General features: G+C 71.0%; 23 protein-coding genes and 1 riboswitch. Of the genes, 10 read left to right on the forward strand and 13 right to left on the reverse strand.

Annotated elements, in window-relative coordinates; all coding sequences use genetic code 11:
• The first annotated feature begins 159 nt into the window (after positions 1-159).
• Positions 160-1143, forward strand: a complete 984-nt coding sequence (gene meaB / locus WH07_RS10005; RefSeq protein WP_046498201.1) for a methylmalonyl Co-A mutase-associated GTPase MeaB — start codon at positions 160-162, stop codon at positions 1141-1143.
• A gap of 150 nt (positions 1144-1293) precedes the next feature.
• Here the strand turns inward: meaB and WH07_RS10010 are convergent, their stop codons facing one another.
• A complete protein-coding gene (locus tag WH07_RS10010; RefSeq protein ID WP_046498205.1) occupies positions 1294-2133 on the reverse strand; it encodes a Tim44 domain-containing protein in 840 nt (279 codons plus the stop codon).
• A 444-nt stretch (positions 2134-2577) separates the two neighbouring features.
• On the opposite strand from WH07_RS10010, the gene WH07_RS39660 reads away from it, so the two are divergent.
• The 3 genes from WH07_RS39660 (at position 2578) to WH07_RS10025 (ending at position 4988) form a co-directional block, all read left to right on the forward strand.
• Positions 2578-3210: a histone protein gene (locus tag WH07_RS39660; RefSeq protein WP_157877315.1), complete on the forward strand. Its 633-nt coding sequence runs from the start codon at positions 2578-2580 to the stop codon at positions 3208-3210.
• A 6-nt stretch (positions 3211-3216) separates the two neighbouring features.
• On the forward strand, positions 3217-4179 hold the full coding sequence (locus WH07_RS10020) for an SRPBCC family protein (RefSeq protein WP_046498211.1): 963 nt from the start codon (positions 3217-3219) through the stop codon (positions 4177-4179).
• Positions 4180-4280: 101 nt separating this feature from the next.
• On the forward strand, positions 4281-4988 hold the full coding sequence (locus WH07_RS10025; protein WP_046498214.1) for an RraA family protein: 708 nt from the start codon (positions 4281-4283) through the stop codon (positions 4986-4988).
• 36 nt (positions 4989-5024) lie between these two features.
• Here WH07_RS10025 and WH07_RS10030 read toward each other — a convergent pair whose 3' ends face one another.
• The 3 genes from WH07_RS10030 to WH07_RS10040 form a co-directional block, all read right to left on the reverse strand.
• Positions 5025-5879 (reverse strand): spermidine synthase, encoded by an 855-nt coding sequence (locus WH07_RS10030; protein ID WP_046498218.1) that lies wholly within the window; start codon positions 5877-5879, stop codon positions 5025-5027.
• 106 nt (positions 5880-5985) lie between these two features.
• Positions 5986-7155, reverse strand: a complete 1170-nt coding sequence (tuf, locus tag WH07_RS10035) for an elongation factor Tu (protein WP_046498221.1) — start codon at positions 7153-7155, stop codon at positions 5986-5988.
• A gap of 96 nt (positions 7156-7251) precedes the next feature.
• Positions 7252-7449: a hypothetical protein gene (locus tag WH07_RS10040; protein ID WP_046498224.1), complete on the reverse strand. Its 198-nt coding sequence runs from the start codon at positions 7447-7449 to the stop codon at positions 7252-7254.
• Between the two features lie 213 nt (positions 7450-7662).
• Between WH07_RS10040 and WH07_RS10045 the strand changes: the two genes are divergently transcribed.
• Positions 7663-8364 (forward strand): TVP38/TMEM64 family protein, encoded by a 702-nt coding sequence (locus WH07_RS10045; RefSeq protein ID WP_046498227.1) that lies wholly within the window; start codon positions 7663-7665, stop codon positions 8362-8364.
• A 15-nt stretch (positions 8365-8379) separates the two neighbouring features.
• Here WH07_RS10045 and WH07_RS10050 read toward each other — a convergent pair whose 3' ends face one another.
• Complete coding sequence (locus WH07_RS10050) at positions 8380-9450, reverse strand: enoyl-CoA hydratase/isomerase family protein (protein WP_046498229.1); 1071 nt, start codon at positions 9448-9450, stop codon at positions 8380-8382.
• Between the two features lie 47 nt (positions 9451-9497).
• A riboswitch (cobalamin riboswitch) is annotated at positions 9498-9736 on the forward strand.
• A 215-nt stretch (positions 9737-9951) separates the two neighbouring features.
• Between WH07_RS10050 and metE the strand changes: the two genes are divergently transcribed.
• The gene (gene metE / locus WH07_RS10055; protein WP_408645826.1) at positions 9952-12300 is read left to right on the forward strand and encodes a 5-methyltetrahydropteroyltriglutamate--homocysteine S-methyltransferase; all 2349 of its coding nucleotides are present in this window, start codon (positions 9952-9954) and stop codon (positions 12298-12300) included.
• 38 nt (positions 12301-12338) lie between these two features.
• On the opposite strand, the gene WH07_RS10060 is transcribed toward metE, so the two are convergent.
• Positions 12339-13676: an MFS transporter gene (locus WH07_RS10060; protein ID WP_106409541.1), complete on the reverse strand. Its 1338-nt coding sequence runs from the start codon at positions 13674-13676 to the stop codon at positions 12339-12341.
• Positions 13677-13787: 111 nt separating this feature from the next.
• Complete coding sequence (locus WH07_RS10065) at positions 13788-14906, reverse strand: hypothetical protein (protein ID WP_046498236.1); 1119 nt, start codon at positions 14904-14906, stop codon at positions 13788-13790.
• A 93-nt stretch (positions 14907-14999) separates the two neighbouring features.
• Here WH07_RS10065 and WH07_RS10070 point away from each other — a divergent pair, with 93 nt between their 5' ends.
• The gene (locus WH07_RS10070; protein WP_046498238.1) at positions 15000-15452 is read left to right on the forward strand and encodes a DUF4442 domain-containing protein; all 453 of its coding nucleotides are present in this window, start codon (positions 15000-15002) and stop codon (positions 15450-15452) included.
• Positions 15453-15545: 93 nt separating this feature from the next.
• The gene (locus WH07_RS10075) at positions 15546-16265 is read left to right on the forward strand and encodes a DedA family protein (RefSeq protein WP_046498240.1); all 720 of its coding nucleotides are present in this window, start codon (positions 15546-15548) and stop codon (positions 16263-16265) included.
• A gap of 115 nt (positions 16266-16380) precedes the next feature.
• On the opposite strand, the gene WH07_RS10080 is transcribed toward WH07_RS10075, so the two are convergent.
• Positions 16381-16911: a gamma carbonic anhydrase family protein gene (locus tag WH07_RS10080; protein WP_046498242.1), complete on the reverse strand. Its 531-nt coding sequence runs from the start codon at positions 16909-16911 to the stop codon at positions 16381-16383.
• Between the two features lie 226 nt (positions 16912-17137).
• On the opposite strand from WH07_RS10080, the gene WH07_RS10085 reads away from it, so the two are divergent.
• Positions 17138-18364 (forward strand): cytochrome P450, encoded by a 1227-nt coding sequence (locus tag WH07_RS10085; RefSeq protein WP_046498245.1) that lies wholly within the window; start codon positions 17138-17140, stop codon positions 18362-18364.
• Positions 18365-18487: 123 nt separating this feature from the next.
• Here WH07_RS10085 and WH07_RS10090 read toward each other — a convergent pair whose 3' ends face one another.
• The 5 genes from WH07_RS10090 to WH07_RS10110 all read right to left on the reverse strand — a co-directional run bounded on the left by WH07_RS10090 (position 18488) and on the right by WH07_RS10110 (position 23034).
• Positions 18488-19753 carry a cytochrome P450 gene (locus WH07_RS10090; RefSeq protein ID WP_046498247.1) on the reverse strand — a complete coding sequence of 422 codons (1266 nt, stop codon included), beginning with the start codon at positions 19751-19753 and terminating at the stop codon, positions 18488-18490.
• Positions 19750-20364, reverse strand: a complete 615-nt coding sequence (locus WH07_RS10095) for a GTP-binding protein (RefSeq protein ID WP_046498250.1) — start codon at positions 20362-20364, stop codon at positions 19750-19752. Before WH07_RS10095 ends, WH07_RS10090 begins: the two co-directional genes overlap by 4 nt.
• The gene (locus tag WH07_RS10100; protein WP_046498252.1) at positions 20345-20701 is read right to left on the reverse strand and encodes a DUF742 domain-containing protein; all 357 of its coding nucleotides are present in this window, start codon (positions 20699-20701) and stop codon (positions 20345-20347) included. The genes WH07_RS10095 and WH07_RS10100 overlap by 20 nt, the downstream gene beginning before the upstream one ends.
• Complete coding sequence (locus WH07_RS10105) at positions 20698-21159, reverse strand: roadblock/LC7 domain-containing protein (protein WP_106409542.1); 462 nt, start codon at positions 21157-21159, stop codon at positions 20698-20700. Before WH07_RS10105 ends, WH07_RS10100 begins: the two co-directional genes overlap by 4 nt.
• 81 nt (positions 21160-21240) lie before the next feature.
• Positions 21241-23034 carry a sensor histidine kinase gene (locus tag WH07_RS10110; RefSeq protein ID WP_079023111.1) on the reverse strand — a complete coding sequence of 598 codons (1794 nt, stop codon included), beginning with the start codon at positions 23032-23034 and terminating at the stop codon, positions 21241-21243.
• Between the two features lie 489 nt (positions 23035-23523).
• On the opposite strand from WH07_RS10110, the gene WH07_RS10115 reads away from it, so the two are divergent.
• Positions 23524-24264 (forward strand): acyltransferase, encoded by a 741-nt coding sequence (locus tag WH07_RS10115; protein ID WP_046498258.1) that lies wholly within the window; start codon positions 23524-23526, stop codon positions 24262-24264.
• The last annotated feature ends 19 nt before the right edge of the window (positions 24265-24283 follow it).

Genomic DNA, 24283 nt, shown 5'->3' on the forward strand with positions numbered 1-24283 from the left:
AACTGCTGACGGCGCTGGCGGGGGCGCTGGGGCATGAGCCAGACGGCTCGGATGCCGGTGGCTCGGGTCCTGGTGCCGGTGGTGCTGCCGGTTCCGGCGGGGCGGGTGGGCCGGGCGGCTCGGGTTCCGTTTCCGGCTCGGCTGTTGAGCGGTGAGCGTGTGGCGCCGCGGATCGACATCGACAGCTATGTCAAGGGCGTTCTGGACGGCACGCGGTCGTCCGTCGCCCGGGCCATCACCCTCGTGGAGTCCACCCGGACCGACCACCGCGTGCTCGCACAGGAGCTGCTGACCGAGCTGCTGCCGCACTCGGGGAAGGCGCGCCGGATCGGGATCAGCGGGGTGCCCGGTGTCGGCAAGTCCACCTTCATCGACGCGCTGGGGACGCTGCTCACGGGCCTCGGCCACCGGGTCGCGGTGCTCGCCGTCGACCCCTCGTCCACCAGGACCGGCGGTTCCATCCTGGGCGACAAGACCCGGATGGAACGGCTGGCGGTGGACCCGGCCGCGTTCGTACGCCCGTCGCCCACGGCGGGCACGCTGGGGGGCGTCGCGAAGGCGACCCGGGAGACCATCATCGTGATGGAGGCGGCGGGGTACGACGTCGTCCTGGTGGAGACGGTGGGCGTCGGCCAGTCCGAGACGACCGTCGCGCAGATGGTCGACTCGTTCCTGCTGCTGAGCCTCGCCCGTACCGGCGACCAGCTCCAGGGCATCAAGAAGGGCGTGCTGGAGCTGGCGGACGTGATCGCCGTCAACAAGGCGGACGGCCCGCACGAGCGCGACGCGCGGTCCGCCGCGCGCGAACTGGCGGGCGCGCTGCGGCTGATGCACCCGGCGGAAGCGGTCTGGACCCCACCGGTCCTGAGCTGCAGCGCGCGCGAGGGCACGGGCCTGGATGAGGTCTGGGACCGCCTGGAACAGCACCGCACGGTGCTCGCGTCGGCCGGCCGCCTCGCGGGCAAACGCAGCGACCAGCAGGTCGACTGGACCTGGTCCATGGTCCGCGACCATCTGCTGGACCGGCTGCGGGAACACCCGGCGGTACGGGAGGTGGCGCCGCGGGTGGAACGGGACGTACGGGAGGGCCGGCTGACGGCGACGTCGGCGGCGGAACGGATCATCGAGGCGCTGGGGTCGTAGAGGCGCGTGGTGCGCCTGGCGGCATAGCGGTGCGGGCGCGGGCGCGTCCGGCGGCGCCGGGGTGCAAGGGTGTGCCACGGGGGTGTGGGGGTGCGCGTCCGGTCCGCCTGTGGCGGGCGTCGCGCCGCGGCGTCCGGGAGCGGCGGCTCGTCAGCCCGTTTGACGCCGGTGCGCCGTGCGGCGTCGGGCAGTCCTGGACGAACGTGTCCCGCTGGCCCTCCGCTCACGGGTGCTTACCTCGGGTGCCCGGGCCTCTCTGCGGAGGCGCTTCTTCGCCGTGCCCCCGACGGCTTCGCCGGCTTCACCGGCCGTGTCGCCGACGTCTTCCACGGTTTCGCCGACCGTGTCGCCGACGTCCTCGACGGTCTCACCGGCCGTGTCGCCGACGTCCTCGACCGTTTCCCGGGCGGCGTGCCCCAGGCCCTCGACGGCTTCGCCCGCTCCGTGCGCCACGTTCTCGACCGTCTCACCGGCCCCGCGCCCCACGTCCTCGACGGCCCGGCCCGTGCCCCGGCCCAGTTCGCCGACGGCCCGGCCGGCACCCGTTCCGACCTCCTGGACGACCATCCCCGCACTCCGCGTCAACTGCTCCAGAATCTCCGGATTCCGGTCGATCGTCGTCAGCACGCGATTGACGATGGCGGCCACATGGCCGAGGCGGACCTTGAGCTGGGCCTGGGCCTCCACCCCCTTGATGCCGAGTTGCACCTTGCCGAGGTCCACATCGGCGCCCACCTGCAGCTTGAGCAGATCCAGGACCTCGGCCCGCAGGGACACACTCGCGGAGAGGTCCTCGACCTCAAGGTCGATCTCATCGATGTCCAGCACCGGGACATCGAGGTACACGTCCGAGGGGCCCTCGTTCACGTTGCCGTCCCCGGCCGACTCGTCCTCGGCCGGCTCGTCGCCCGCGCGCGGGGCGACCTCGTCCGTGGTCTCCTCCTCGGCTCCGAGGTCGGCGTACTCGTTCCGGGCGTTTTCGTCGTCCATGGTGTCCGCACATCCTCAAGGATTCGGCTCAGTAAGCAATTGTCGGCTTCATCGGTGCCCGATGCAATCGATGTAGGGCGCCTCCGCGCTCCGGGAATCCTTGGCGCGTAAGCGATTTGATGGATCGGCCGGAAACGGCGGGTGGGAATCGACGTGCCCAAATCGACGTACTGCCGTGATCGTTTCTTATGGGATCAGCCAAATGGCGGCATGGCGGCATGGCGGGCAGAGTGGAGAGAAGAGATCGAGGCCGTGGAGGTGACTCTCCGCGGTCGACAACACACCATGTGGCATACATGGGCAGGGGAATGTCCCGCACTCGCGGGGGCGTGCCGCACGATGCCGGGCCCGGACGAATCAGTCGCACGCGGTGTGCCGGGCCGGGCGTATACGGGCTCTGGCCGAATGACGCGAACAAACGATGTGATCAAAGGTGGCACAGTCATGGATCGGAGAACCAAAGTGGCTCTGGCTTCCGCGGTGCTGGGCGGCTATGTGCTCGGCCGTACGAAGAAAGGCCGGCTTGCCCTGACCGTCGCGACATTTCTGGCCGGCAAGGGCCTCGGCCTTGATCCGAAACAACTGGTCACCGACGGAGTGCGCCGCCTGGGCGAGATTCCGCAAGTCGCCGATCTGCAGGAGCAGGTGCGCGACGAAGGGCTCGATGCGGCGCGAGGCGCCCTTTCCGCCGTGGTCGACCGGGGGGTTGGCTCGCTCGGCGATTCGATCAGCAGCCGTGCCGCCAACCTCGCCGGGAAACGGGAGGAGCCGGACGAGGAGGAAGCGGAGGAAGGGGAGGAAGGAGTGGAGGAACCGGAGGACGAGTACGAGGAATCCGAGCAGGAAATGGAGGAGGGGGAGCCGCCTTCGGACCGCCACCGTAGGAGGAAGTCCGACGAACTCCGGCGTAAACAGCGTCAGCCGGGCAGGGCCACGGGCAAGACCGCCTCCCGTATGGCGAAGAAGCCGGCGACGGGCAAGGGCGCTCCTGCCCGGAGAGAAGCCAAGAAGACGGTCTCAGCGAGGAAAAGGGCGGCCGGGGGGACTTCCACCACGCGTGACAGCCGTCGGAGGTAGGCAGCCATGGTGAAGACAGCGGAGAAAGTCCGTGACGCCGGAAGCTCGGTGGCCGGCCGGGTGCGCGGGGAGGTCACGCATTACGTCGGAATGCAACTGGAGCACGCGGTGGGAAAGGCGGCCGAGAAGCTCAGTGAGAAAGTCTCCGGCGTCACGGAACAGCTCACACAAGTAGCCGAGAACGGGGGGCGGTTGCCTGCCATCGGCGCCCGTGTCCTGCACGGGGAGTCGCCTCTGAAGGCGTTCCTGAGCGAGAAGGCGAAGTCCGCGAAGAACAGCGTGGTCCAGCGGGCGAAGGACATTTTCGGCGGTGGCGGTGGCGGGAAGGCCGGTGACACGAAGGTCACGAACATCGTCGAATTCATCGACGTGGGTGTACCGGTCCGGACCGCCTACGACCACTGGACGCAGTACGAGGACTTCAGCGGTTTCACCAAGGGCGTCAGAAACGTTACGAAAAGTGACGACGTGACGAGTGACTGGCGGACGAAGGTCGGCCCTTCGACTCGGAGTTTCAAGGCCACCGTTCAGGAACAGATACCCGACGACCGCATTGTGTGGACCTCGGAGGGCTCCAAGGGCGCGACCCATGGCGCCGTCAGTTTCCATGAACTCGCGCCGAATCTCACCCGGATCGCTCTCGTCGTCGAGTACTACCCCTCTGGGTTCTTCGAGAAGACGGGCAATCTGTGGCGCGCCCAGGGCCGTCGGCTCCGCCTCGACTTCAAGCACTTCCAGCGGCACGTGACCCTCGCGGACGAGGATGTGGAGGGCTGGCGCGGCGAGATCAGGGAGGGCGAAGTCGTCCGTACGCATGAAGAGGCGATGGAGGACGAAGAGGCGATGGATGAATCGGCGATGGAGGAGGAGTCGGCGGAGGACTCCGAACCCGACGAAGCCGAAGCCGATGACGAAACCGATTCCGCCGATGCCGACGAAGCCGACGCCGATGACGAAGCCGATCGATGACTTCGAGAGCGGGGGTGGCGAATCGTGATGGCTGATTCATGCGAGTGCGGGCATGCTGGGCCGGGGCGCGATCATGGGCCCGGAGCCGAGAGGGGAATCGTATGGATCAGCAGGAGCTTCAGAAGCGGTTCGCGGTGCTGACCACCGCCCATGTGGCCGACGCGTGCATCCGGGCGGGCGTTCCCGTACGTTGCGCGCCCCCGGCCGTACGGCCCGTCGTGCCCGGCGGCCGGCTGGCGGGGCGGGTGTCACCGGCCAGGCATGCCGGCAGTGTGGACATCTTTCTGGAGGCCTTCGAAGAGGCCCAGCCCGGCGATGTGCTGGTGGTCGACAACGGCGGGCGGACCGATGAGGCGTGTGTCGGCGATCTCGTGGTGCTGGAGGCACGGGCGGCCGGACTGGCGGGCGTTGTGATCTGGGGACTGCACCGAGACACCGCCGACATCCTGGCGATCGGACTGCCGGTGTTCAGCACGGGAGCGACCCCGACGGGCCCGCAGCGGCTGGACGTTCGTCCCGAGGACGCGGTCGGGTCCGCCACGGTGGGCGAGTGGACGGTGGGGCGTGAGGACCTCGTCCTGGCCGATGACGACGGGGTGCTCTTCGTGCCCGCCGACCGGGCCGAGGACCTGTTCGCGCTCGCCGAGACCATCCGTGACACCGAGCGGCGCCAGGCAGAACGGATCCGCTCCGGTGACTCCCTGCGCAGCCAGGTACGGTTCGACACCTATCTCGCCGCGCGTCGGCAGACGCCGTCCCTGACCTTCCGCGAGCACCTGCGGGCCGTGGGCGGCGCCATCGAGGAGTGACAGCCGCATCCACCCCCACCGCCCGGAACCAGCCCCTCAGCCGATGCTGAACGCGCCCTCCGGCGGCCTCGGTGACGGCACCGCGCCGCTGTCCCGTACCACCGCCGCCGCCCCGATGAACCGCCCGAGCGACGCGCCCTCCTCCACCCGGGCGGGGAAGGCGTCGGACGCGGTACGGCGGGCCAGTGCCGCCGTGTCGAACGCGGTGTGCGAGGCGACCAGTACGGCATTGCCGAAGCGGCGTCCGCGCAGCACACCCGGCTCCGCGATCAGCGCCAGCTCCTCGAAGACCGAGGCGAACGTGGCCAGTTGGGAGCGGAGAAAGCCGAACGGCGCGCCATCGGCGAGATTGGCGGCATAGATCCCGTCGCTCTTCAGCACCCGCTCCGCCTCCCGTACGTACTCGACCGAGGTGAGGTGCGCCGGCACCCGCGAACCGCCGAACACATCCGCGATCAGCACATCCGCCGACCGCGCGGGCGCCGTTTCGAGCCAGCGGCGGGCATCCGCGCTCCGTACGGTGATGCCGGTGCCGGCCGGTATCGGCAGCCGTTCGGCGACCAGCGCCAGCAGCCCCGCGTCGGCCTCCACCACACACTGCGCCGAGCCCGGCCGGGTCGCCGCCACATAGCGCGGCAGTGTGCAGGCCCCGCCGCCGAGGTGGAGCACGGCCAGCGGCAGGCCGTCCCCGGCCGCGCAGTCGACGACATGGGCGAGCCGCCGTACGTACTCGAACTCCAGATGCGTCGGCTCGTCCAGATCGACATACGACTGCGGCGCCCCGTCGACCGTCAGCAGCCAGGCGCGCTCCCGGTCCACATCGGGCAGCAGCTTCGCGGTACCGCCGTCGACGGCGCGCAGAACAGGGACAGGCTCGTCGGGCTCGTTCACACCCCCATTGTGCGGTCCGGTTTGTACGGTCCGGCGCCCGCCCCCGTCGAGGGAGGCGGGCACCGAACCGCGCGAGCGGGGGCCCTCGCACGCCAGCCGGGGCCCGTCAGAGCAGCGACGTGACCGTACCGGCGCCGACCGTACGGCCGCCCTCGCGGATCGCGAAGCCGAGCCCCGGCTCCAACGGAATGTCGCGCCCCAGCTCCACGGTCAGCGCGACGGTGTCCCCGGGGCGTACCACCGCCGCCTCGCCCAGGTCGATGTCGCCGACCACATCCGCCGTACGGATGTAGAACTGCGGCCGGTACCCGCTGGTCACCGGTGTCGTACGGCCGCCCTCGCGCGCCGACAGCACATACACCTGCGCGGTGAAGCGCCTGCTCGGTACGAGACTGCCCGGCGCCGCCACCACATGGCCCCGGCGCACCCCGTCACGCGTCATCCCGCGCAGCAGCAGCGCGACATTGTCCCCGGCCTCCGCGGAGTCCATCGGCTTGCCGAAGGTCTCCAGACCGGTCACCACCGTCTCCGCACCGGCGCCCAGCACCTCCACCCGGTCACCCACCCGTACCGTCCCGCGCTCGACGGCGCCGGTGACGACCGTGCCGCGGCCGGTGATGGTGAGGACGTTCTCCACCGGGAGCAGGAACGGCGCGTCCGTGTACCTGACAGGCATCGGCACATATGTGTCGACGGCGTCGAGCAGCGCCTCCACGGCCGCCGTCCAGCGCGGGTCGCCCTCCAGGGCACGCAGCCCCGACACCCGGACGACGGGCGCCGCGTCGCCGCCGTACCCGTGCTCGGTGAGCAGCTCGCGCACCTCCAGCTCGACCAGGTCGGTCAGCTCGTCGTCGCCCGCGTCGGCCTTGTTGAGGGCGACGACGATGTGGTTGACGCCGACCTGGCGGGCGAGCAGGACGTGCTCGGCGGTCTGCGGCATGATCCCGTCGAGCGCGGAGACGACGAGGATCGCCCCGTCGAGCTGGGCCGCGCCGGTCACCATGTTCTTGATGTAGTCGGCATGGCCCGGCATGTCCACATGGGCGTAGTGCCGGGTGTCCGTCTCGTACTCGACGTGCGAGATGTTGATGGTGATCCCGCGGGCGGCCTCCTCCGGAGCCCGGTCGATCCGGTCGAACGGTACGAAGGAACTGGTCCCGCGGTCGCTGAGGACCTTGGTGATGGCGGCGGTCAGGGTGGTCTTGCCGTGGTCGACATGGCCCATGGTGCCGATGTTCAGGTGCGGCTTGGTGCGCACGTATGCCGTCTTGGGCATGGTTCGCTGGTTCCTTCCCGGAACTCGAAGCTGAGAGGGACCCCCGGGCCTTGCCGACCCTCCCCCTGCGGGGTCCGCCGGACGATCCGGGAAGGGTCAGCTTCGGGCGCCGCCGAAGGGCGCTGCCGCGACGGACGCCGCCGCTGCGGCATCCACGCCATCCGCGAAGGCATCCGCCGCGACGACCGCCGCGACGGGTGCGACAGGCGCGGCCGTGCACGCCACCAGGAAGACGGCAGCCTCCGGCGCGTCCGCGACTGCGGACGGCGCTGCGGGGAAGGCGTACCGGACCATGCCCCCGATCCTCGCCCAGCCCGTCCGCCCGCGTCGAACGATTTTCCGCCGGGCCGCAGTTGGCCGACTCCTGCCGCGGGAGCGCCCGAGGCGCCGCTGACCGGCGCGTTCTTCGGCCCGGTGTGCCCGTGTTGTGCCGGACACGCGCCGGACGGGACACCTCCGTCACCTGGCCCCCGGCGACCGGACATCTTCGTCGGTTACGCTCCCCGCGTGCTCGACACCGCCCCCCGGTCCTCGCGAAGCCTCGCGCTCCGTTGCTACCGGGCACTTCTCTCGCCCTGGGCGAGATTCGCCGTTCTCGTGGTGCTGCTCGGTGCCGCGGCCACGGTGGTGCTGCTCTATGAGCCGCAGAAGCTGCTGTCCGACGGCTGGCTGCCACGTGTCGGCGGGGGCGTCGCCGTGGTGCTGTTCACCGTCGGGTACGGGCTGTGCGCCACCGCGTTCGTACCGCGCCCGCTGCTCAACATCGCCTCCGGCGCGCTCCTCGGTTCGTACCTCGGGCTGGTCGCCGCGCTGGCCGGGACGGTGCTGAGCGCGGCCCTGTCCTTCGGGCTCGGGCGCATGCTGGGCCAGGACGCGCTCCGTCCGCTGCTGCGGGGCCGCTGGCTGAGGGCGATAGACCGTCAGCTCAGCACCCACAGCTTCCGGTCGATGCTGATCATCCGGCTCTTCCCCGGTGTGCCGTTCGCGCCGATCAATTACGGCGCGGCCGTCTCCCGGATGCGGTGGATGCCGTTCCTGCTGGCGACCCTGATCGGTTCGGTCCCCAACAACGCGGCGTATGTGGTCGCGGGCAGCCGCGCCGCCTCGCCGACCTCGCCGGTGTTCCTGATCGCGATGGGGTTCATCGTGATCAGCGGGCTGGTCGCGGCGGTGGTCGCCTGGCGCAAGCGCCACCACCTCCGCCGCTGACCACGCGCTCCGCCATCAGATCCCGGTGGCCAGTCCGAGGTCGCCGCCCGGTGGCGGGGCGAAGAACCGCGCCACATCCGCCTCCGTGACCTGCGCCAGCTCCTTCGGGGACCACCGCGGCCTGCGGTCCTTGTCGATGACCTGCGCCCTGATCCCCTCCACCAGATCCGGCGTGGCCAGCGCGGCGCACGAGGCCCGGTACTCCTGGTCGAGCGCCTCCTCCAGCGTCGGCAGCAGACGGACCCGGCGCAGCGCTTCGAGGGTTGCCTTGAGCACGGTGGGCGACCGGGTCAGGATCGTCTCGGCGGCCTCCTTCGCCGCGGGCAGACCGGTGGCGAGCAGCCGCTCGACGATCTCCTCGACCGTGCCGGCCGTGTAGCAGGGGTCGATCCACTCACGGTCCGCGGCGAGTTGGCCCTCGGGCGCGGCCGTCCCGTATCCCCGTACCGTCGCGGTCACGTGCGCCGCCTCGTGTACGTCAGGGGCGGCGAGCGCGTTCCGTACGGCGTCCAGCCGCTCCGAGGGTACGAAGTGATCCGCGAGGCCGCAGAGCAGCGCGTCGGCCGCGCCCACCGCCCGGCCGGTGAGGGCGAGATGGGTGCCCAGCTCGCCCGGTGCGCGCGAGAGGAGATGCGTGCCGCCGACATCGGGGACGAGGCCGATGCCGGTCTCGGGCATGGCGACCGCCGACCGTTCGGTGACGATCCGGACGGTGCCGTGCGCCGACACACCGACACCGCCACCCATCACGATGCCGTCCATCAGCGCCACATAGGGCTTGGGGAAGCGGGCGATCCGGGCGTTGAGCCGGTACTCGTCGCGCCAGAAGGCGGGTGAGGCGCCGCCGCCGGTGCGCGCGTCCTGATGGATCGCGCGGATGTCGCCGCCGGCGCACAGCCCGCGCTCGCCGGCGCCCGAGATGATCACAGCCGTCACGCTCTCGTCGTTCTCCCACCGGGCGAGCGCCTCGGTGATCCGCAGCACCATGGGGTGGGTGAGGGCGTTGAGCGCGCGGGGCCGGTTGAGCGTGATGCGGGCGGTGCGGCCCGCCCGGTCGAGCAGTACCGGTTCGTCTTCGTGGACCATGGCGCCAGTATTCAGGACCCATGTTTCGAGCAGGTCGAGTTCCGGACCTATGCTGGACGCGCAGTCGGTTCGCCCTGCCCGCCAGGCAGGCGCGTCGTAAGAGGGAACCCGGTGGGAATCCGGGACTGCCCCGCAGCGGTGAGTGGGAACGACCGCCGTCATACGCACTGGACGCACCGCGTCCGGGAAGCGACGGCCAGTAGGTGCCTTGTCCGCGTACGCACAGCGCGTACGGACACGAGGCGCGCCCGCGAGTCCGAAGACCTGCCACTGCCCGTGTGCGAGGACCGCGCACGGAGATCTCGGTGACCTCGTGGGCGGGTCGGCGGATACGGGCGGGCGCGCGCCACATGGCCGCGTTGCACATGGTTGTACGGCACATGGTTGTGCCGCACATAACCGTGCGGCACATGGTGTGTGGTACCCGCCCCGGCTTCCGTTCCTTCGCCGCACACGAGTTCCGCCGGGATCGATCCCGTACGACTCGCGAAGGAGAGTCCCGTGACACCCACGTCCGCAGCCGCGGCACCCCGGTCGGAACAGCAAGGCCGGCGGCCCATGCCCGGGTCCACCGTCCATGGCTACCCCCGCCAGGGCGCCGACCGGGAACTGAAGAAGGCGATCGAGGGGTACTGGAAGGGCCGGGTCACCGCGGACGCGCTGCGGGAGACCGCCACCGGGCTGCGCCGCGACACCTGGCGCGAGCTGGCCGACGCCGGACTCGACGAAGTACCCACCGGCCACTTCTCGTACTACGACCATGTGCTCGACACCAGCGTCATGGTCGGCGCGGTCCCGGCCAGGCACCGGGCGGCCGTGGAGGCCGACGCGCTCGACGGCTACTTCGCCATGGCGCGCGGTGCCCAGGACGCCGCGCCGCTGGAGATGACCAAGTGGTTCGACACCAACTACCACTACCTCGTCCCCGAGTTGGGACCGGACACGGTCTTCACCGCCCACTCCGCGAAGCAGACCGGCGAACTGCGCGAGGCCCTCGCGCTCGGTCACACCGGCGCCCGGCCGGTGCTGCTCGGGCCGGTCACCTATCTGCTGCTCGCCAGGCCCGCGCCCGGGGTGGCCGCCGGATTCGAGCCGCTCACCCTGCTCGACCGGCTGCTGCCGGTGTACGCGGAGGTGCTGGCCGATCTGCGCGCGGCCGGCGCCGAGTGGGCGCAGCTCGACGAGCCCGCCCTGGTCCAGGACCGTACGCCCGCCGAACTGAACGCGGCCGCCCGCGCCTACCGTCATCTCGGCGCGCTCACCGACCGGCCCCGGCTGCTGGTCGCCTCGTACTTCGACCGGCTCGGCGAGGCCCTGCCCGTGCTGGCGAAGGCACCGGTCGAGGGGCTCGCGCTGGACTTCACGGGCCCCGCTGCCGCCAATCTCGCCGATCTCGCTGCGGTCGGCGGACTGCCGGGCAAGCGGCTGGTCGCCGGGGTGGTGGACGGGCGCAATGTGTGGATCAACGATCTCGCGGCCTCGCTGACCACTCTCGCGACCCTGCTCGGTCTCGCCGAACGGGTCGATGTGTCGACATCCTGCTCACTGCTGCATGTCCCGCTGGACACCGCCGCCGAGAAGGATCTCGATCCGCTGCTCGTCCGCTGGCTGGCCTTCGCCCGCCAGAAGACCGACGAGGTCGTCACCCTTGCCCGCGGTCTCGCCCGGGGCACGGACACCGTCGCCGCCCGGCTCGCCGCGAACCGCGCCGATCTGGCGTCCCGGGCCTCCTCGGGCGTCACCCACGATCCCGTCGTACGGGCCCGCTGTGCGGCTGTGACGGGCGCGGACGCCCGCCGGGCGCAGCCGTACGCCGAGCGCGCCGCCGCGCAGCGTGAGCGGCTCGCTCTGCCACCACTGCCGACGACGACCGTCGGATCGTTCCCGCAGACCGCCGAGTTGCGCACGGCACGCGCCGAACTGCGGGCGGGGCAGCGGGACACGGCCGGTTACGACGAGCGCGTCCGGGCCGAGATCCGCGAGGTGATCGCCTTCCAGGAGGAGGCGGGCATCGACGTCCTGGTGCACGGCGAGCCCGAACGCGACGACATGGTGCGGTACTTCGCCGAACGCCTCACCGGATTCCTGGTCACCCGGCACGGCTGGGTCCAGTCGTACGGCACACGCCATGTCCGGCCGCCGGTGCTCGCCGGGGATGTCTCCCGGCCCGCCCCGATGACCGTCGGCACCATCTCGTACGCGCAGTCGCTGACCAGCCGGCCCGTCAAGGGCATGCTGACCGGGCCCGTCACCATGCTGGCCTGGTCGTTCGTCCGCGACGACCAGCCGCGCGGCGCGACCGCCCGGCAGGTGGCGCTCGCGCTGCGGGACGAGGTCGCGGATCTGGAGGCGGCGGGTACGGCCGTGATCCAGGTCGACGAACCGGCGCTCCGCGAGACCCTGCCCCTGCGCGCGGCGGACCGGCTGGCGTATCTGGACTGGGCGACCGAGGCGTTCCGGCTGGCGACCTCCGGGGTCGGCGCGGGCACCCAGATCCATACGCACATGTGCTACGCGGAGTTCGGCGACATCCTGCCGGCCATCGAGGATCTGGACGCCGATGTGATCAGCCTGGAGGCGGCCCGCTCACATATGCGGGTCGCCGGCGAACTGGCGGCGGCGGGCTATCCGCGCCAGGCGGGACCAGGGGTGTACGACATCCACTCACCACGGGTGCCCTCGGCCGAGGAGATGACCGCCTTGCTGGCCAGGGGACTGGAGGCGATCCCGCCGGAGCGGCTGTGGGTGAACCCCGACTGCGGGCTGAAGACCCGGAGCTGGGCGGAGGTCCGTACGTCCCTGGAGAACCTGGTCGCCGCGGCCCGCCGCACCCGGGGGCCGGTCTCCTAACGGGCCGTCTCCCCGGTCCGCCCGGCCGCCCCGGGTCCTCAGGCCGGTCTCACCTCGTCCGGCGAAACAGGATCCGGGGCGGTCCGCGCGACGGCCGCCCCGGTCTTCTCCGGCTTCCCCGATGCACGGCGGGTCAGGCGTCGTACATCGGGGACGGTCAGCACCGCCGCCGTCAGCAGGACGATCAGCGCCGAGCAGCCCCACAGCGCCGTACCCCGCCCGAAGGCGCTCTCCGCCGGGCCCGCGAGCGCCGTGGCCAGCGGAATCATGCCCACCGAGCCCAGCCAGTCGTAGGCCGAGACACGGGACAGCTTCTCCTCCGGGATCTCCTGGTGCAGCGAGGTCATCCACGAGACGCCGAAGACCTCGATGGAGACGCCCGTCAGGAACATCACCACCGCCAGCCCCACTGCGGGCAGCGGTATTGCCAGCCCGGCCGAGGGAAGGGCCAGCGGGAAGACACAGAGGGTGCCCGCGAGCAGCATCCGGCGCGGACGCCACCGCATCATCACCAGCGCGCCGCCGACCGTACCCGCGCCGAAGGCGGCCAGCGCCAGGCCCCAGGGGCCGGGGCCGCCGAGTTCGTCCCGGGCGACCAGCGGCCCGTACACCGCCTCGGCCGCCGAGACCATCGCGTTGACCACCGCGAACTGGACGACGATGCTCCACAGCCAGGGCCGGCCGGTGACCTCCCGCCAGCCGTCCCGCAGATCGGCGAGCATCCCCTCGCCCGGCCCGCGCGGCGGGACATGGCTCACGTCGAGGAAGGCGCGCAGCGACCCCGCGACCAGGAAGGCGGCAGCGTCGATGGCGAGAACCCAGCCCGGCCCGAACAGTGCGATCAGCGCGCCGCCCAGGGCCGCACCGCCGATCCCGGCGCCCTGCATCGCCATCCGGTAGAGGGCGAAGGCGCGGCCGGCCTGTGCGCCGCTGACGCTGGACATCAGCATGCCCTCGGACGCCGGGCTGAAGAAGGCGTGGGCGGTGCCGCCCAGCGCCGTGAGCGCCATCATCTGCCACAGCTCCGGCTCGCCCGTGAGGACGAGGACCGCGAAGGCCGCCTGCGAAAGGCAGTTGACGGCGTTGGCGGCGACCATCACCCGGTGCCGGGGGAGCCGGTCGGCGAGCGCGCCGCCGATCAGCAGGAAGAGGACGAGCGGGACCGTACGGGCCGCGGCCACCAGCCCCACGTCGCCCGCGTCGCCGCCCGACTCCAGCACCGCGAACGCCGCGGCGATCATCGCACCCTGGCTGCCCAGATTGGTGACGATCGCCGCGGCGGTCAGCAGTGTGTAATTGCGGCCGGCCCACTCGGGACGGCGGGCGAGGCGGGGGCGACGAGGGCGATACGGGCTTGCGCCGACGGGAGAGTTCACTCCGGGACTATCGCCGCCCCGGCGCCCGGATGCCAATGGGTTACGAGCCCGGATCCCGGCCGGCCACGGGCCCGGGACGCCGATAGGTCACGGGCCTGGGACGCCGTTCGATTACGACGAGGAGTCCGCCAGCCGTACGGTGCTCATGATCTGCTTGATCGTCGCGTCCGGCACCTCGTCCGGCACGTCCTTGTTGGCGTACAGCACCCAGGTCGCGAAGTCGCCCTTGGCGTTGGTGAAGGTGAAGGCGATCGACTTGCCGTCGGTGTCGCACTTGTTGGGCTTGGACACCCCCGTGGTGGCGGCCGTCGCGTAGTGCCCCTTGAGCCCGGACTTGGTGGTGTACGGCTGGGCCTCGGTGACCTTGACCTTCTGCTTGACCTCGGCATCCGGCTCCTGCTGGGCGTACGCGGCCCAGGCCCAGCTTCCTGCCTCGTTCTTCGCGGCCGACGCGGTGTCCTTGGCGCCCTTGCCGCCCTTGGTGCCGGTGCCCGCGAGACTGCTGTCCTCCATCCTGCCGTCCTTGTTGGTGTCCTGCGAGCACCACTTGGACTTGTAGAAGGCGGGCGCGGAGAAGGAGAGGACGGGCGTGCCGTCGTTCTTCTTGTGGTCCTCGAAGCCGGATATGACTCCGGTCCCCTCGACCTCCCAGTCCGCCGGGACATCGAACTGTGTCCCGTGCTTGGGGTTGGTCACGACCTTCCAGCCCTCGATCAGCGGCTTGCTGTCGTCACCGGCCCTGGGGTTGCCGGTGGGCGCGTCCGCGCTCGGCTCGGCGGGCTCGGAGGCGGACGCCGAGGGCTTGTCGTCGGCGGCCTTGTCGGCCGTACCGTCGTCCTTGTTCATCACGAAGAACGCGGTACCTGCGGCGGCGACCACCACGACCGCGGCGGCGGCGACCGCGACGACGGTCGTCTTCTTCTTGTCCGGCGAGGGCCCGGGCGGTCCGGGAGGGCCGGGCTGGTGCCGGCCGTACTGGCCCGGTACGGCGTACTGCGGCGTGGTCGGCTGCTGGTACGGGTTGGGCTGCTGGTAACCCTGCTGCGGATACCCCGGATCCTGGTACCCGGGCTGTGCGTAGCCGGGCTGCTGGGGCTGAGGGGGCGGGGGCTGCTGATATCCCGGCTGCTGATAGGGATTCGGCTGCTGGTACCCCGGCTGCTGGTACGGATTCGGCTGCTGGTCCTGCGGGTTCTGCTCGCCCCCGGGCGGCTGCTGTCCTGGCCACATGGCGAGTAACGATAGAGGGTCGGCCCACCGCCGCCACGTCCGGTCCGTCAAGGGGATGGTCAGGCCCGCTACCCGTGAGTAACATCCGGTTGTATGAGCGCTGATCGGAAGTCCGCGGGCGAACTGCTCGCCGCCACGGTCCCCATGGTCAAGACCCTGGGGCTGGAATTCCTGGAGACCACCCCGGAGCGTGCCGTCGTCCGGCTGCCGGACCGGCCCGATTACCACAACCATGTCGGCGGGCCGCACGCCGGAGCGATGTTCACGCTCGCCGAGTCCGCCAGTGGCGCGATCGTGATCGCCGCCTTCGGCGACCAGCTCCACCGGGCCGTTCCGCTCGCTGTCAAGGCGGAAATCGGCTACAAGAAACTCGCCATGGGCACGGTCACCGCCACCGCCGCGCTGGGCCGCCCGGTGGCAGATGTGATCGCCGAACTCGACGCCGGGGAGCGCCCCGAATTCCCGGTGACCATCGCGCTTACCCGGGAGGACGGCGCGGTGACAGGTGAGATGACAGTCGTATGGACCCTCCGCCCGCACTCCTGACCGGCCCCCGCCACCCGGTAGGCTGCCCGCCGTGCGCCCGCGCGCGCCGGGCAGCCGCCCGTCGATGGTCAGGTTGTACGGAGGGAACCGGCGTTGCACGTCCAGGAGTGGCTAGAGACCATCCCCCCGGTGAGCATCTATCTCCTGGTCGGGATAGTGATCGGGCTGGAGAGCCTCGGGATCCCGCTGCCCGGTGAGATCATCCTCGTCAGCTCGGCGCTGCTCGCCTCACAGCACGGCGACATCGATCCGTACATCCTCGGTGCCTGCGCCACGGCCGGCGCGATCATCGGGGACTCGATCGGCTATGCCATCGGCCGCAGGGGCGGCAGACCACTGCTGGCCTGGCTCGCGGTGAAGTTCCCCAAGCACTGCGGTGAACCCCAGGTCGCCCTGGCGGAGCGGTCGTTCGAGAAGTGGGGGATGTGGGCGGTCTTCTTCGGGCGCTTCATCGCCCTGCTCCGTATCTTCGCGGGCCCGCTCGCGGGCGTGCTGCGGATGCCGTACTGGAAGTTCCTGATCGCCAATGTGCTGGGCGGGATCCTCTGGGCGGGCGGCACGACCGCCGTCATCTACTCGGTGGGCGTCGTCGCCGAGGCATGGCTCAAGCGGTTCTCCTGGCTCGGTCTGCTGCTCGCGGTGGTGATCGGGATCGTCTCGATGCTGGTCGTGCGGAACCGTGCCAAGAAGGCCGCCGAGCACCCGGCCGCACAGCCGGTCACAGAGTCCGCCGGACAGCCCGCGCCGGCCGGACCGGCACGGACAGTCACCAAGCCGGCGGACGAGCCCGGCAGCGTGCCGGCCGCCGACTGACCGGAAACCGCCCCGGCGGCCGCCTCACGGGCCCCACCCGTCCCGTACGCCTCGGACGCCACCCCCTGTACGGTCCGGCCCGCTTTCCGTGCGGCCCGGTCGCCTCCCGTGCGGTTCAGCTCCCGTGGGCCTCGCGGTGGGCCCCCGCCGTCTCGATATACCGTGCCGCGGTCCCCCTGATCCCCGCGCGCTCCTCCTCGGTCAGCTCGCGCTTGACCCTGGCCGGCACCCCCGCGACCAGCGAACCGGGCGGTACGCGCATGCCCTGCGGTACGAGGGACTGTGCCGCGACCAGCGAGCCAGCCCCGATCAGCGCGCCGTTGAGTACTGTGGCGCCCATCCCGATCAGCACCTCGTCCTCGACCGTGCACCCGTGCAGCACGGCGTTGTGACCGACCGACACCCGCTCACCGACCGTGAGCGGGAATCCGGGGTCGGCGTGCAGGGTGCAGTTGTCCTGGATGTTGCTCCCGGCGCCCACCGAGACCGGCGCGCGGTCCGCCCGGAGCACGGTGTGGTACCAGACGCTCGCCTCCGCGCCCAGCGTCACCTCGCCCACCACGACGGCGGTCGGCGCCGTGAACGCCGAGGGATCGACGGCGGGTTCCCTGCCGCCCACGCCCATGATCAGTGCCTGCCGTGTCATGCCGTCTCCTCGGTGCCGTCCCGGTCGCCCACGGGCCGCTTCGCGCGTACGGGCCGGACGCGGGCCCGTACGCCGGACGCGGGCCCGCGTACAGGCACCGTAGGCGACCGGCGGCAGACAGCGCGCGGCAGGTCGGCCAGGAGTCGGCTATTTGTGATGACGGATGATCAATAACCTTGGGGGCAGTGCCCGTTACCGATCGGGCCGGGATCGAACAAGGAGCTTCATGGCCACCGCACAGCAGGTTCCCGACATCCTTTCCCCCGAGTTCGCCGAGAATCCGTATCCGGCCTATCGCGTGATGCGGGAGAGCGCCCCGCTCATCTGGCATGAAGCCACGCAGAGTTACATCATCTCGCGGTACGAGGATGTCGAGCGTGCCTTCAAGGACAAGGAGTCGGTGTTCACCACCGACAACTACGACTGGCAGATCGAGCCCGTACACGGCAAAACGATCCTTCAGCTCAGCGGGCGGGAACACTCGGTGCGCAGGGCACTGGTCGCGCCCGCCTTCCGCGGCAGCGATCTGCAGAACAAGTTCCAGCCGGTCATCGAGCGCAACTCCCGTGAACTGATCGACGCCTTCCGGCACACCGGCTCCGTCGATCTCGTGGAGTCCTACGCGACCCGCTTCCCCGTCAATGTCATCGCCGACATGCTGGGCCTCGACAAGGCCGACCACGCCCGCTTCCACGGCTGGTACACCGCGGTCATCGCCTTCCTCGGCAACCTGTCCGGCGACGCCGAGGTCGCCGCGGCGGGCGAGCGCACCCGGATCGAGTTCGCCGAGTACATGTTCCCGATCATCCGGGAGCGCCGCGAGAACCTGGGGGACGATCTGCTCTCCACGCTCTGTGCCGCCGAGGTGGACGGCGTACGGATGAGCGACGAGGACATCAAGGCCTTCTGCAGTCTGCTGCTCGCGGCGGGCGGCGAGACCACCGACAAGGCGATCGCCAGCATCTTCACGAATCTGCTGCTTCACCCCGACCAGCTCGCAGCCGTACGGGAAGATCGCACCCTGATCGACCGGGCCTTCGCGGAGACCCTCCGCTACACCCCGCCGGTTCACATGATCATGCGCCAGACCGCTCAGGACGTCGAGCTGAGCGGCGGCACGATACCCTCCGGCGCCACGGTGACCTGTCTGATCGGTTCCGCCAACCGGGACGGCTCCCGCTTCCGGGACCCCGACACCTTCGACATCTTCCGTGACGACCTGACCACCACGACCGCCTTCTCCGCCGCCGCCGACCATCTCGCCTTCGCGCTCGGACGGCACTTCTGCGTCGGCGCGCTGCTGGCCAAGGCGGAAGTCGAGACCGGCGTCAACCAGCTTCTGGACGCGATGCCGGACCTCCGGCTCGCCGACGGCTTCGACCCGGTCGAGCAGGGTGTGTTCACCCGCGGACCGCAGACGCTGCCGGTGCGGTTCACCCCGGTCACGGCCTGACGGTTTCCAGGCCCGACCGGCGCCCGCCGGGCCCGGGGAACGACAACCCCGGGCCCGGCGGGCCGGTTGCGGGGGCAGGCCGTACGGTACGTACGACCGGCCGCACCGCGGTCCGCGGTGGCGTTACTGCACGACCGGGGTGAAGCTCACCGGCAGCGCGGTCAGCCCGCGCATCCAGATGGACGGCCGCCAGGTCAGCTCCTCCGGCTCCACGGCCAGCACCACATCGGGCAGCCGCTCCAGCAGCGTCTCGATCGCGGTACGGGCGATCACATCGGCCAGCAGCGGTGCCGGATACGGGCAGCGGTGCTCGCCGTTGCTGAACGAGAGATGCGCGGAGTTCTCGGCGCCGACATGCCCCTCGGGCCAGATCTGCGGATCGGTGTTGGCCGCCGCGAGCCCCAGCACCAGACAGTCGCCCGCCTTGATGTGCCGGCCGCCGAGCTGGGTGTCCCGTACCGCCCAGCGGCCCACGAAGTTCTGCGTCGGGGTGTCCAGCCACAGCACCTCGTTGAGCGCCTGCCCGACGCTGAGGCGCCCGCCGGACACATTGAGCGCGAACCGGTCGTCGGTGAGCAGCAGACGCAGGGTGTTGCAGATCCAGTTGGCCGTCGGCTGCTGGGCCGCGGCGATGACCGTGATCAGGTCGACGACCATCTCCTCGTCCGTCAGCCCGGCCGGATGGGCCAGCATCCTGGAGGTGATGTCGGGACCGGGGGAGTCCCGCTTGTCCTTGACCAGTCGCTGCATCCGCTCCATCACCCGCACATAGGCGGCGACCGGATCGTCCCCCTCATTGGCGTCCAGCGAGATCCGCAGATCGCGCACCAGATCGTCGGTGTCCACACTGTCCGCGGGCATACCGCAGAGCCGGACCACCGCCCGCATCGGTAGGGCGTGCACATACGCGGACATCAGCTCGGCCTGCCCGCTGCCCGCGAAGGCGTTGATGAGACCCTCGGCGATCTCCCGGCAGAGATGGGCGAGTTCGAACTGGTCGATGCCCTCCAGCGCGTCCGTGATCACCCCGGCCCGCCGCTGGTGCTCGGGGCCCTCGGCGAACATCACCGACGGCTGGTAGCCGACGAACGGCATCAGCGGCCAGTCGGCGGGGATCGATGCCCACTGGTTCCAGCGCCGGGAGTCACGGGCGAACAGCTCGTCGTGGCTCGTGACGTACGAGACCTCGGAGTAGCCCAGCACCAGCCACGCGGGAATGCCTCCGTCGAGAGTGACGGGGGCGATCGCGCCGTGCTCTCTGCGCAGGGTGCGGTAGAGCTGGGACGGGGACTGCTGGTACTCCAGGCCGCTGAGCGGCACCGCGCCCGTGTGCGCGGGGCATTCGGGCGGCGGCGCCTGGTCGGGTGCGGAGCCCGTGGCGTCGGTCATGGTGTCATCTCCCGGGCCATGGCCAGTTCGTAGAGGTGGTCCACAAGGGTGATCAGTACGTGCTTGCCGGACGAACGCACCCGGGCGTCGCAGTCGACCAGCGGGACATGGTCCGGCAGTGAGAGCGCCTGGCGGATCTCCTCCAGGGAGAACGACGAGGCGTCGCCGTCGAACCGGTTAACCGCGACCACGAACGGGGTTCTGTGGTGTTCGAGCCGGTCGATGGCGTACCAGGACTCGCTCATCCGCCGGGTGTCGACCAGCACGACCGCGCCCAGCGTGCCGGAGAACAGCCGGTCCCAGAGGAACCAGAACCGTTCCTGCCCGGGCGCGCCGAACAGATACAGCACCATCAGCTCGTTGAGGGTGATCCGGCCGAAGTCGAACGCCACGGTGGTGGTGGTCTTGGCGGGCAGCCCGGCCGTCTCGTCGACACCGATCCCGGCCTGGGTCATCACCTCTTCGGTGTTGAGCGGCCGGATCTCGCTGACCGAGCGGACGAGGGTGGTCTTTCCGACCCCGAACCCGCCCACGATGACGATCTTCAGCCCGGTCTCGGCGGCGTCGGCCAGCGGTGTACGGGCCGGGAGTTCAGAGGTTGCGGAGTCCAAGGAGCACCTCCTTCAAGAGGGCGGAGTCGGGAAGTTCGGCGGAGCGCGCGGCGCGCGGGTGCCGAGCGGTGATCCGGCCCGTCGCGAGGAGATCGCCGAGGAGGATACGTACCACCGTCACCGGCAGCTTCAGCTCGGCGGAGATCTCGACGACCGCGGTGGGATGGCGGCACAGGCCGAGGATCTTGACATGCTCCGACTGCATCCCCTGCGTCGGCTCGCACTCGCTGACGATCAGGGTGACCAGGTCGAACGAGTCGTCGTCGGCACGGCTGCGGCCACCGGTGACGGTGTAGAGCCGGTCGGGATCCCCGGTGTCGACGGGCCGACGGATCATGACGGCGAACTCTCCTGGAGCGGTGTGCGCGGCTCGGCCCGCAGATGCTCACCGATCTGCTCGACCAGCTCGGACATCTGGTGGCCCACCACCCCGGGGTCGGCGCCGTCCTCGGCCACCACCGCGAGATGGGCGCCGTCGCCGGCCTCGACGATGAAGAGCAGCCCGCCGTGGAACTCGGTCATCGAGTGCCGTACGCCCCCGGTGCCATTGCCGAACTCCACCGAGGCGCCCTGCGCGAGCGCCTGGATGCCGGAGCAGATGGCGGCGAGCTGATCGGCCTGGTCGAGGGTGAGATGGCGGCTCCAGCAGAGCTTCAGCCCGTCGCGGGAGAGCACCAGGGCGTGCCGGGTGCCGGGGGTGCGCTCCAGGAGGTTTTCGAGAAGCCAGGTCAGGCTGTTGTCAGTGGTGGTCTGCATGGTGTGCGTGGGGCGGGTTGTTCCCGGTGAGCCGGTCACCAGCCCGTGTCTCCTGTCTCGGGTTCGGGGGGTGGGATGGGCGCCGATTCCCCGGGCGCCGTACGGGGAGAGCGCGGGGCCCTAGTCCGCCGGAAGCCCGGCTGTGCCACCGGTGCCGGAGGTGTGGCCGGAAGTGCTGCCGGTGCCGGGTGTCGGGTCGATGGTGGTGCCTGCCGCGTTGTCGGGCGGGGTGGTGGCGGCGCGGCGGGCGCGGTGGAAGGCGCCGAACTGGGAGCCCGCGTCACGGCCGGGACGTTTCTCCTCGCGCCCGGACTCGGACCCTGGCTCCGGCTCCGCCTGTGCCCTGCCGCGGTCCGCGGCGGCCATGGTGCGGCCGGGCGGGCGCACCGGAAGACCGTTGGGCGTCGCCACGTCGGGACCGTCCCCGGCCGGTGACGGCGCGGCCGTTCCCCGGCCGTCCGGCGCGGACAACGACGGGGAGGGCGGCAGGGACGTGACCGGCGGCACGGTGGCCGTGGCCACCGCCGGCCCCGGCGCCGTACGGAGCAGCGACTGCTCGGCGGCCAGGATCCGCTGCTGAGCGATGAGCTGCGGCGGGAACAGCACCACGACCCCCGTGCCCCCGCGCGACGAGGGCCGGTAGTTGACGCTGATGTGGTACTTGGCGGCCAGCCGGCCGACCACGGCCAGTCCGAGCCGGGTGCCCTGGAGCATCGCCAGGTCGGTGACCCGCCCCGACACGGACTCCTCGGCGCGCCGCATGGCCGCGTCGGCCATCTTCAGTCCGCTGTCCTCGATGGTGACCACCAGGCCCGCCGTGCGCTCCTCGACATAGACATGCACTTCGTCGATGGGCGGGGAGAAGTTCGCCGCGTTGTCCATGAGTTCGGCGAGGAGGTGCATCACCGGCTCGGCGGCGAATCCGGCGATCGCCGCGGTGCTGGAGCAGTGCAGCCGTACCCGCTGGTACGCGGCGATACGGCCCACCGCGCCGCGCAGGATGCTCTCCATGCCGATCGGCTTGTTCCAGGCGCGGCTCGCGCGGCCGCCCATCAGCAGGGCCAGCCGGTCGGTGAGCAGTCCGAGCTGCGAGGTGTTGTGGTCGAGCTTGAGGAGATCGCCGAAGACCTCCTCGCCGTGCCGGTCCTGCATCTCCCGCAGGTCGGCCAGCATGCTCACGGCCTTCGCCTGCACCCGGCTCAGGGCCTTGGCGCTGGCCGCCTGCGCCGCCGCCGCGCGCCGCTCGCTGGTGGCGAAGTTCCGTACCACCGAGTCGGCCAGGACCCGCAGCCGGGGATCGGCAGGCGGATCGATACTGCCGAGCACCGTGTCGGCGGAGCCGCCGCCGCGCAGCCCGTCGAGCGCGGTGGGCAGCGTCTTGGTGGTGAGCAGATCCAACTCGTCGGTCATCCTGCCGAGTTGGGTCATGGCGCTCTCGCTGTCGGCGGTGGCCCGGGCGGCGCGCTCCTCGGAGCCCGCCAGCTCCGCGGTGAACAGCTCGAGGAGACGGCGGAGCTGCGGATCGGACGGCGTCGGCGTGGCCGCGAGCGTCTCGTCGGCTCCCGCGCCGTCCCGGACTCTCTTGACCACCGCGGGCAGCGTGACATTCAGCAGATGCGCGCATTCGGCGCCGGACTGGGCGAGCCGGGTCTGCGCCGTCCTGTTCTCGCTCTCCGCCGTGGTGGTGCCGCGCCGGACCCGGCGTACCAGCAGCGCGGCGGAGACGACGGCGACCGACACACACACCCAGGCGGTCGCGACGGTGGCGGCCACCCATGTACGGGCGGAGGCCGGGGCCGCCGCGGCGACCGCGCCGGCGACCGCGCCGGACAGCACCACCACCGTCAGGGGTACGGCGAGCGACGACCGTGTCGTGCGTATGCGGCGCGGGCTGGGGGCGACAGGCACTGACATTCCGCGGTCCCTCGGTACTTGAGTGCGGGGGGAACAGACCGGCCGACCAGCGCGGTTCGGCCGCACGGGCGGGATCGGACACCGATGGGGACGGTGATCTTCCGCACCACATGTGGCGCTCATGCTAACCACGCGGAGTGGCACGGGAGGACACGGAAAGGCCGGAGCCCACACAACGGGGGAGTTAGTCCCGAAGTCACCCACCAGCCAGTGTCGGTATGGTAAATGGGGATGACAGCTGTCGGCTCTTCTGCCCAGGTCCGACATGCCCGTACGGACGCCCACACCACCTCTCGGGCCGCCGGGGAGGCGGCCGGGGGCGCGCGTTCGGACCTCAACCGTCGCTGTGGTCAACTGATTTCAGCCATCCGAATCCCTCATACGGGTGCTTCTGGCGCCTCCAGCGGTGGATCTCGGGGGAGGTCGTGGGGCGAACGTCACAGCGGGTACGCCCGGTCCGGTCCGTCGCCGCCCACTACCGTGAGGCGCGTGCCGAAGAACAGAAACACGTTCTCATCACTGGGCACCTGGCGGCGGCGCCTGCTCACGCGGGCCGTCCAGGGCGGGTGGCGATGGCTCCAGGAGACGGGCGCGGTGAGTGCCGAGCGTCCCGGGCGGCTGCGCTTCCGCCGGATCGGCACCGGTACCCGGCTCGCCTTCCCGCAGGGCACGGTCTTCGGCGAGCCGTGGATCGAGCTGGGTGACCACTGCGTCATAGGCGAACATGTCACGCTGACCGCGGGGATGATGCCCGGAATCGACCTCGGGCCGGAGACGGTGCTGACGCTGGGCAACGGGGTGGTGCTGGGCCGGGGCAGCCATGTGATCGCCGACACGACGGTGTCCATCGGCGCCGACACGTACTGCGGGCCGTATGTCTACATCACCTCGACCAACCACAGTTACGACGATCCGGCCGTGCCCGTCGGCAAACAGTGGCCGCGTATGGAACCGGTGGAGATCGGGCCCGGCTGCTGGCTGGGTACCGGTGCGGTGATCCTGCCCGGAGCGCGGCTCGGCCGGAACGTGGTGGTCGCGGCGGGCGCGGTCGTACGGGGAGAGGTCGCCGACCACGCGGTGGTGGCCGGCGCGCCGGCCCGGGTCGTACGGTGCTGGGACGCCGAGCGGGGCTGGCAGCCGCCACTGCGTACGCCCGCTCCGGTGCCGATACCGGAGGGGATCACGCCCCAGCAGCTCCTGGCGCTGGCCGAGCTGGAACGGCCGTCCTGACGTGCCGCGCCCGTCATGG

Origin of the sequence: Streptomyces odonnellii (assembly GCF_000981895.1) — a bacterium.
GTDB lineage: Bacteria > Actinomycetota > Actinomycetes > Streptomycetales > Streptomycetaceae > Streptomyces > Streptomyces odonnellii.

Coding starts and splice junctions, on each gene's coding strand:
- WH07_RS10010 (WP_046498205.1), bottom strand. CDS start 2,133: ATGGACGACGAAAACGCCCGGAACGAGTACGCCGACCTCGGAGCCGAG.
- WH07_RS39660 (WP_157877315.1), top strand. CDS start 2,578: ATGGATCGGAGAACCAAAGTGGCTCTGGCTTCCGCGGTGCTGGGCGGC.
- WH07_RS10020 (WP_046498211.1), top strand. CDS start 3,217: ATGGTGAAGACAGCGGAGAAAGTCCGTGACGCCGGAAGCTCGGTGGCC.
- WH07_RS10025 (WP_046498214.1), top strand. CDS start 4,281: ATGGATCAGCAGGAGCTTCAGAAGCGGTTCGCGGTGCTGACCACCGCC.
- tuf (WP_046498221.1), bottom strand. CDS start 7,155: ATGCCCAAGACGGCATACGTGCGCACCAAGCCGCACCTGAACATCGGC.
- WH07_RS10040 (WP_046498224.1), bottom strand. CDS start 7,449: ATGGTCCGGTACGCCTTCCCCGCAGCGCCGTCCGCAGTCGCGGACGCG.
- WH07_RS10050 (WP_046498229.1), bottom strand. CDS start 9,450: ATGGTCCACGAAGACGAACCGGTACTGCTCGACCGGGCGGGCCGCACC.
- WH07_RS10065 (WP_046498236.1), bottom strand. CDS start 14,906: ATGTGGCCAGGACAGCAGCCGCCCGGGGGCGAGCAGAACCCGCAGGAC.
- WH07_RS10070 (WP_046498238.1), top strand. CDS start 15,000: ATGAGCGCTGATCGGAAGTCCGCGGGCGAACTGCTCGCCGCCACGGTC.
- WH07_RS10080 (WP_046498242.1), bottom strand. CDS start 16,911: ATGACACGGCAGGCACTGATCATGGGCGTGGGCGGCAGGGAACCCGCC.
- WH07_RS10085 (WP_046498245.1), top strand. CDS start 17,138: ATGGCCACCGCACAGCAGGTTCCCGACATCCTTTCCCCCGAGTTCGCC.
- WH07_RS10090 (WP_046498247.1), bottom strand. CDS start 19,753: ATGACCGACGCCACGGGCTCCGCACCCGACCAGGCGCCGCCGCCCGAA.
- WH07_RS10100 (WP_046498252.1), bottom strand. CDS start 20,701: ATGATCCGTCGGCCCGTCGACACCGGGGATCCCGACCGGCTCTACACC.
- WH07_RS10110 (WP_079023111.1), bottom strand. CDS start 23,034: ATGTCAGTGCCTGTCGCCCCCAGCCCGCGCCGCATACGCACGACACGG.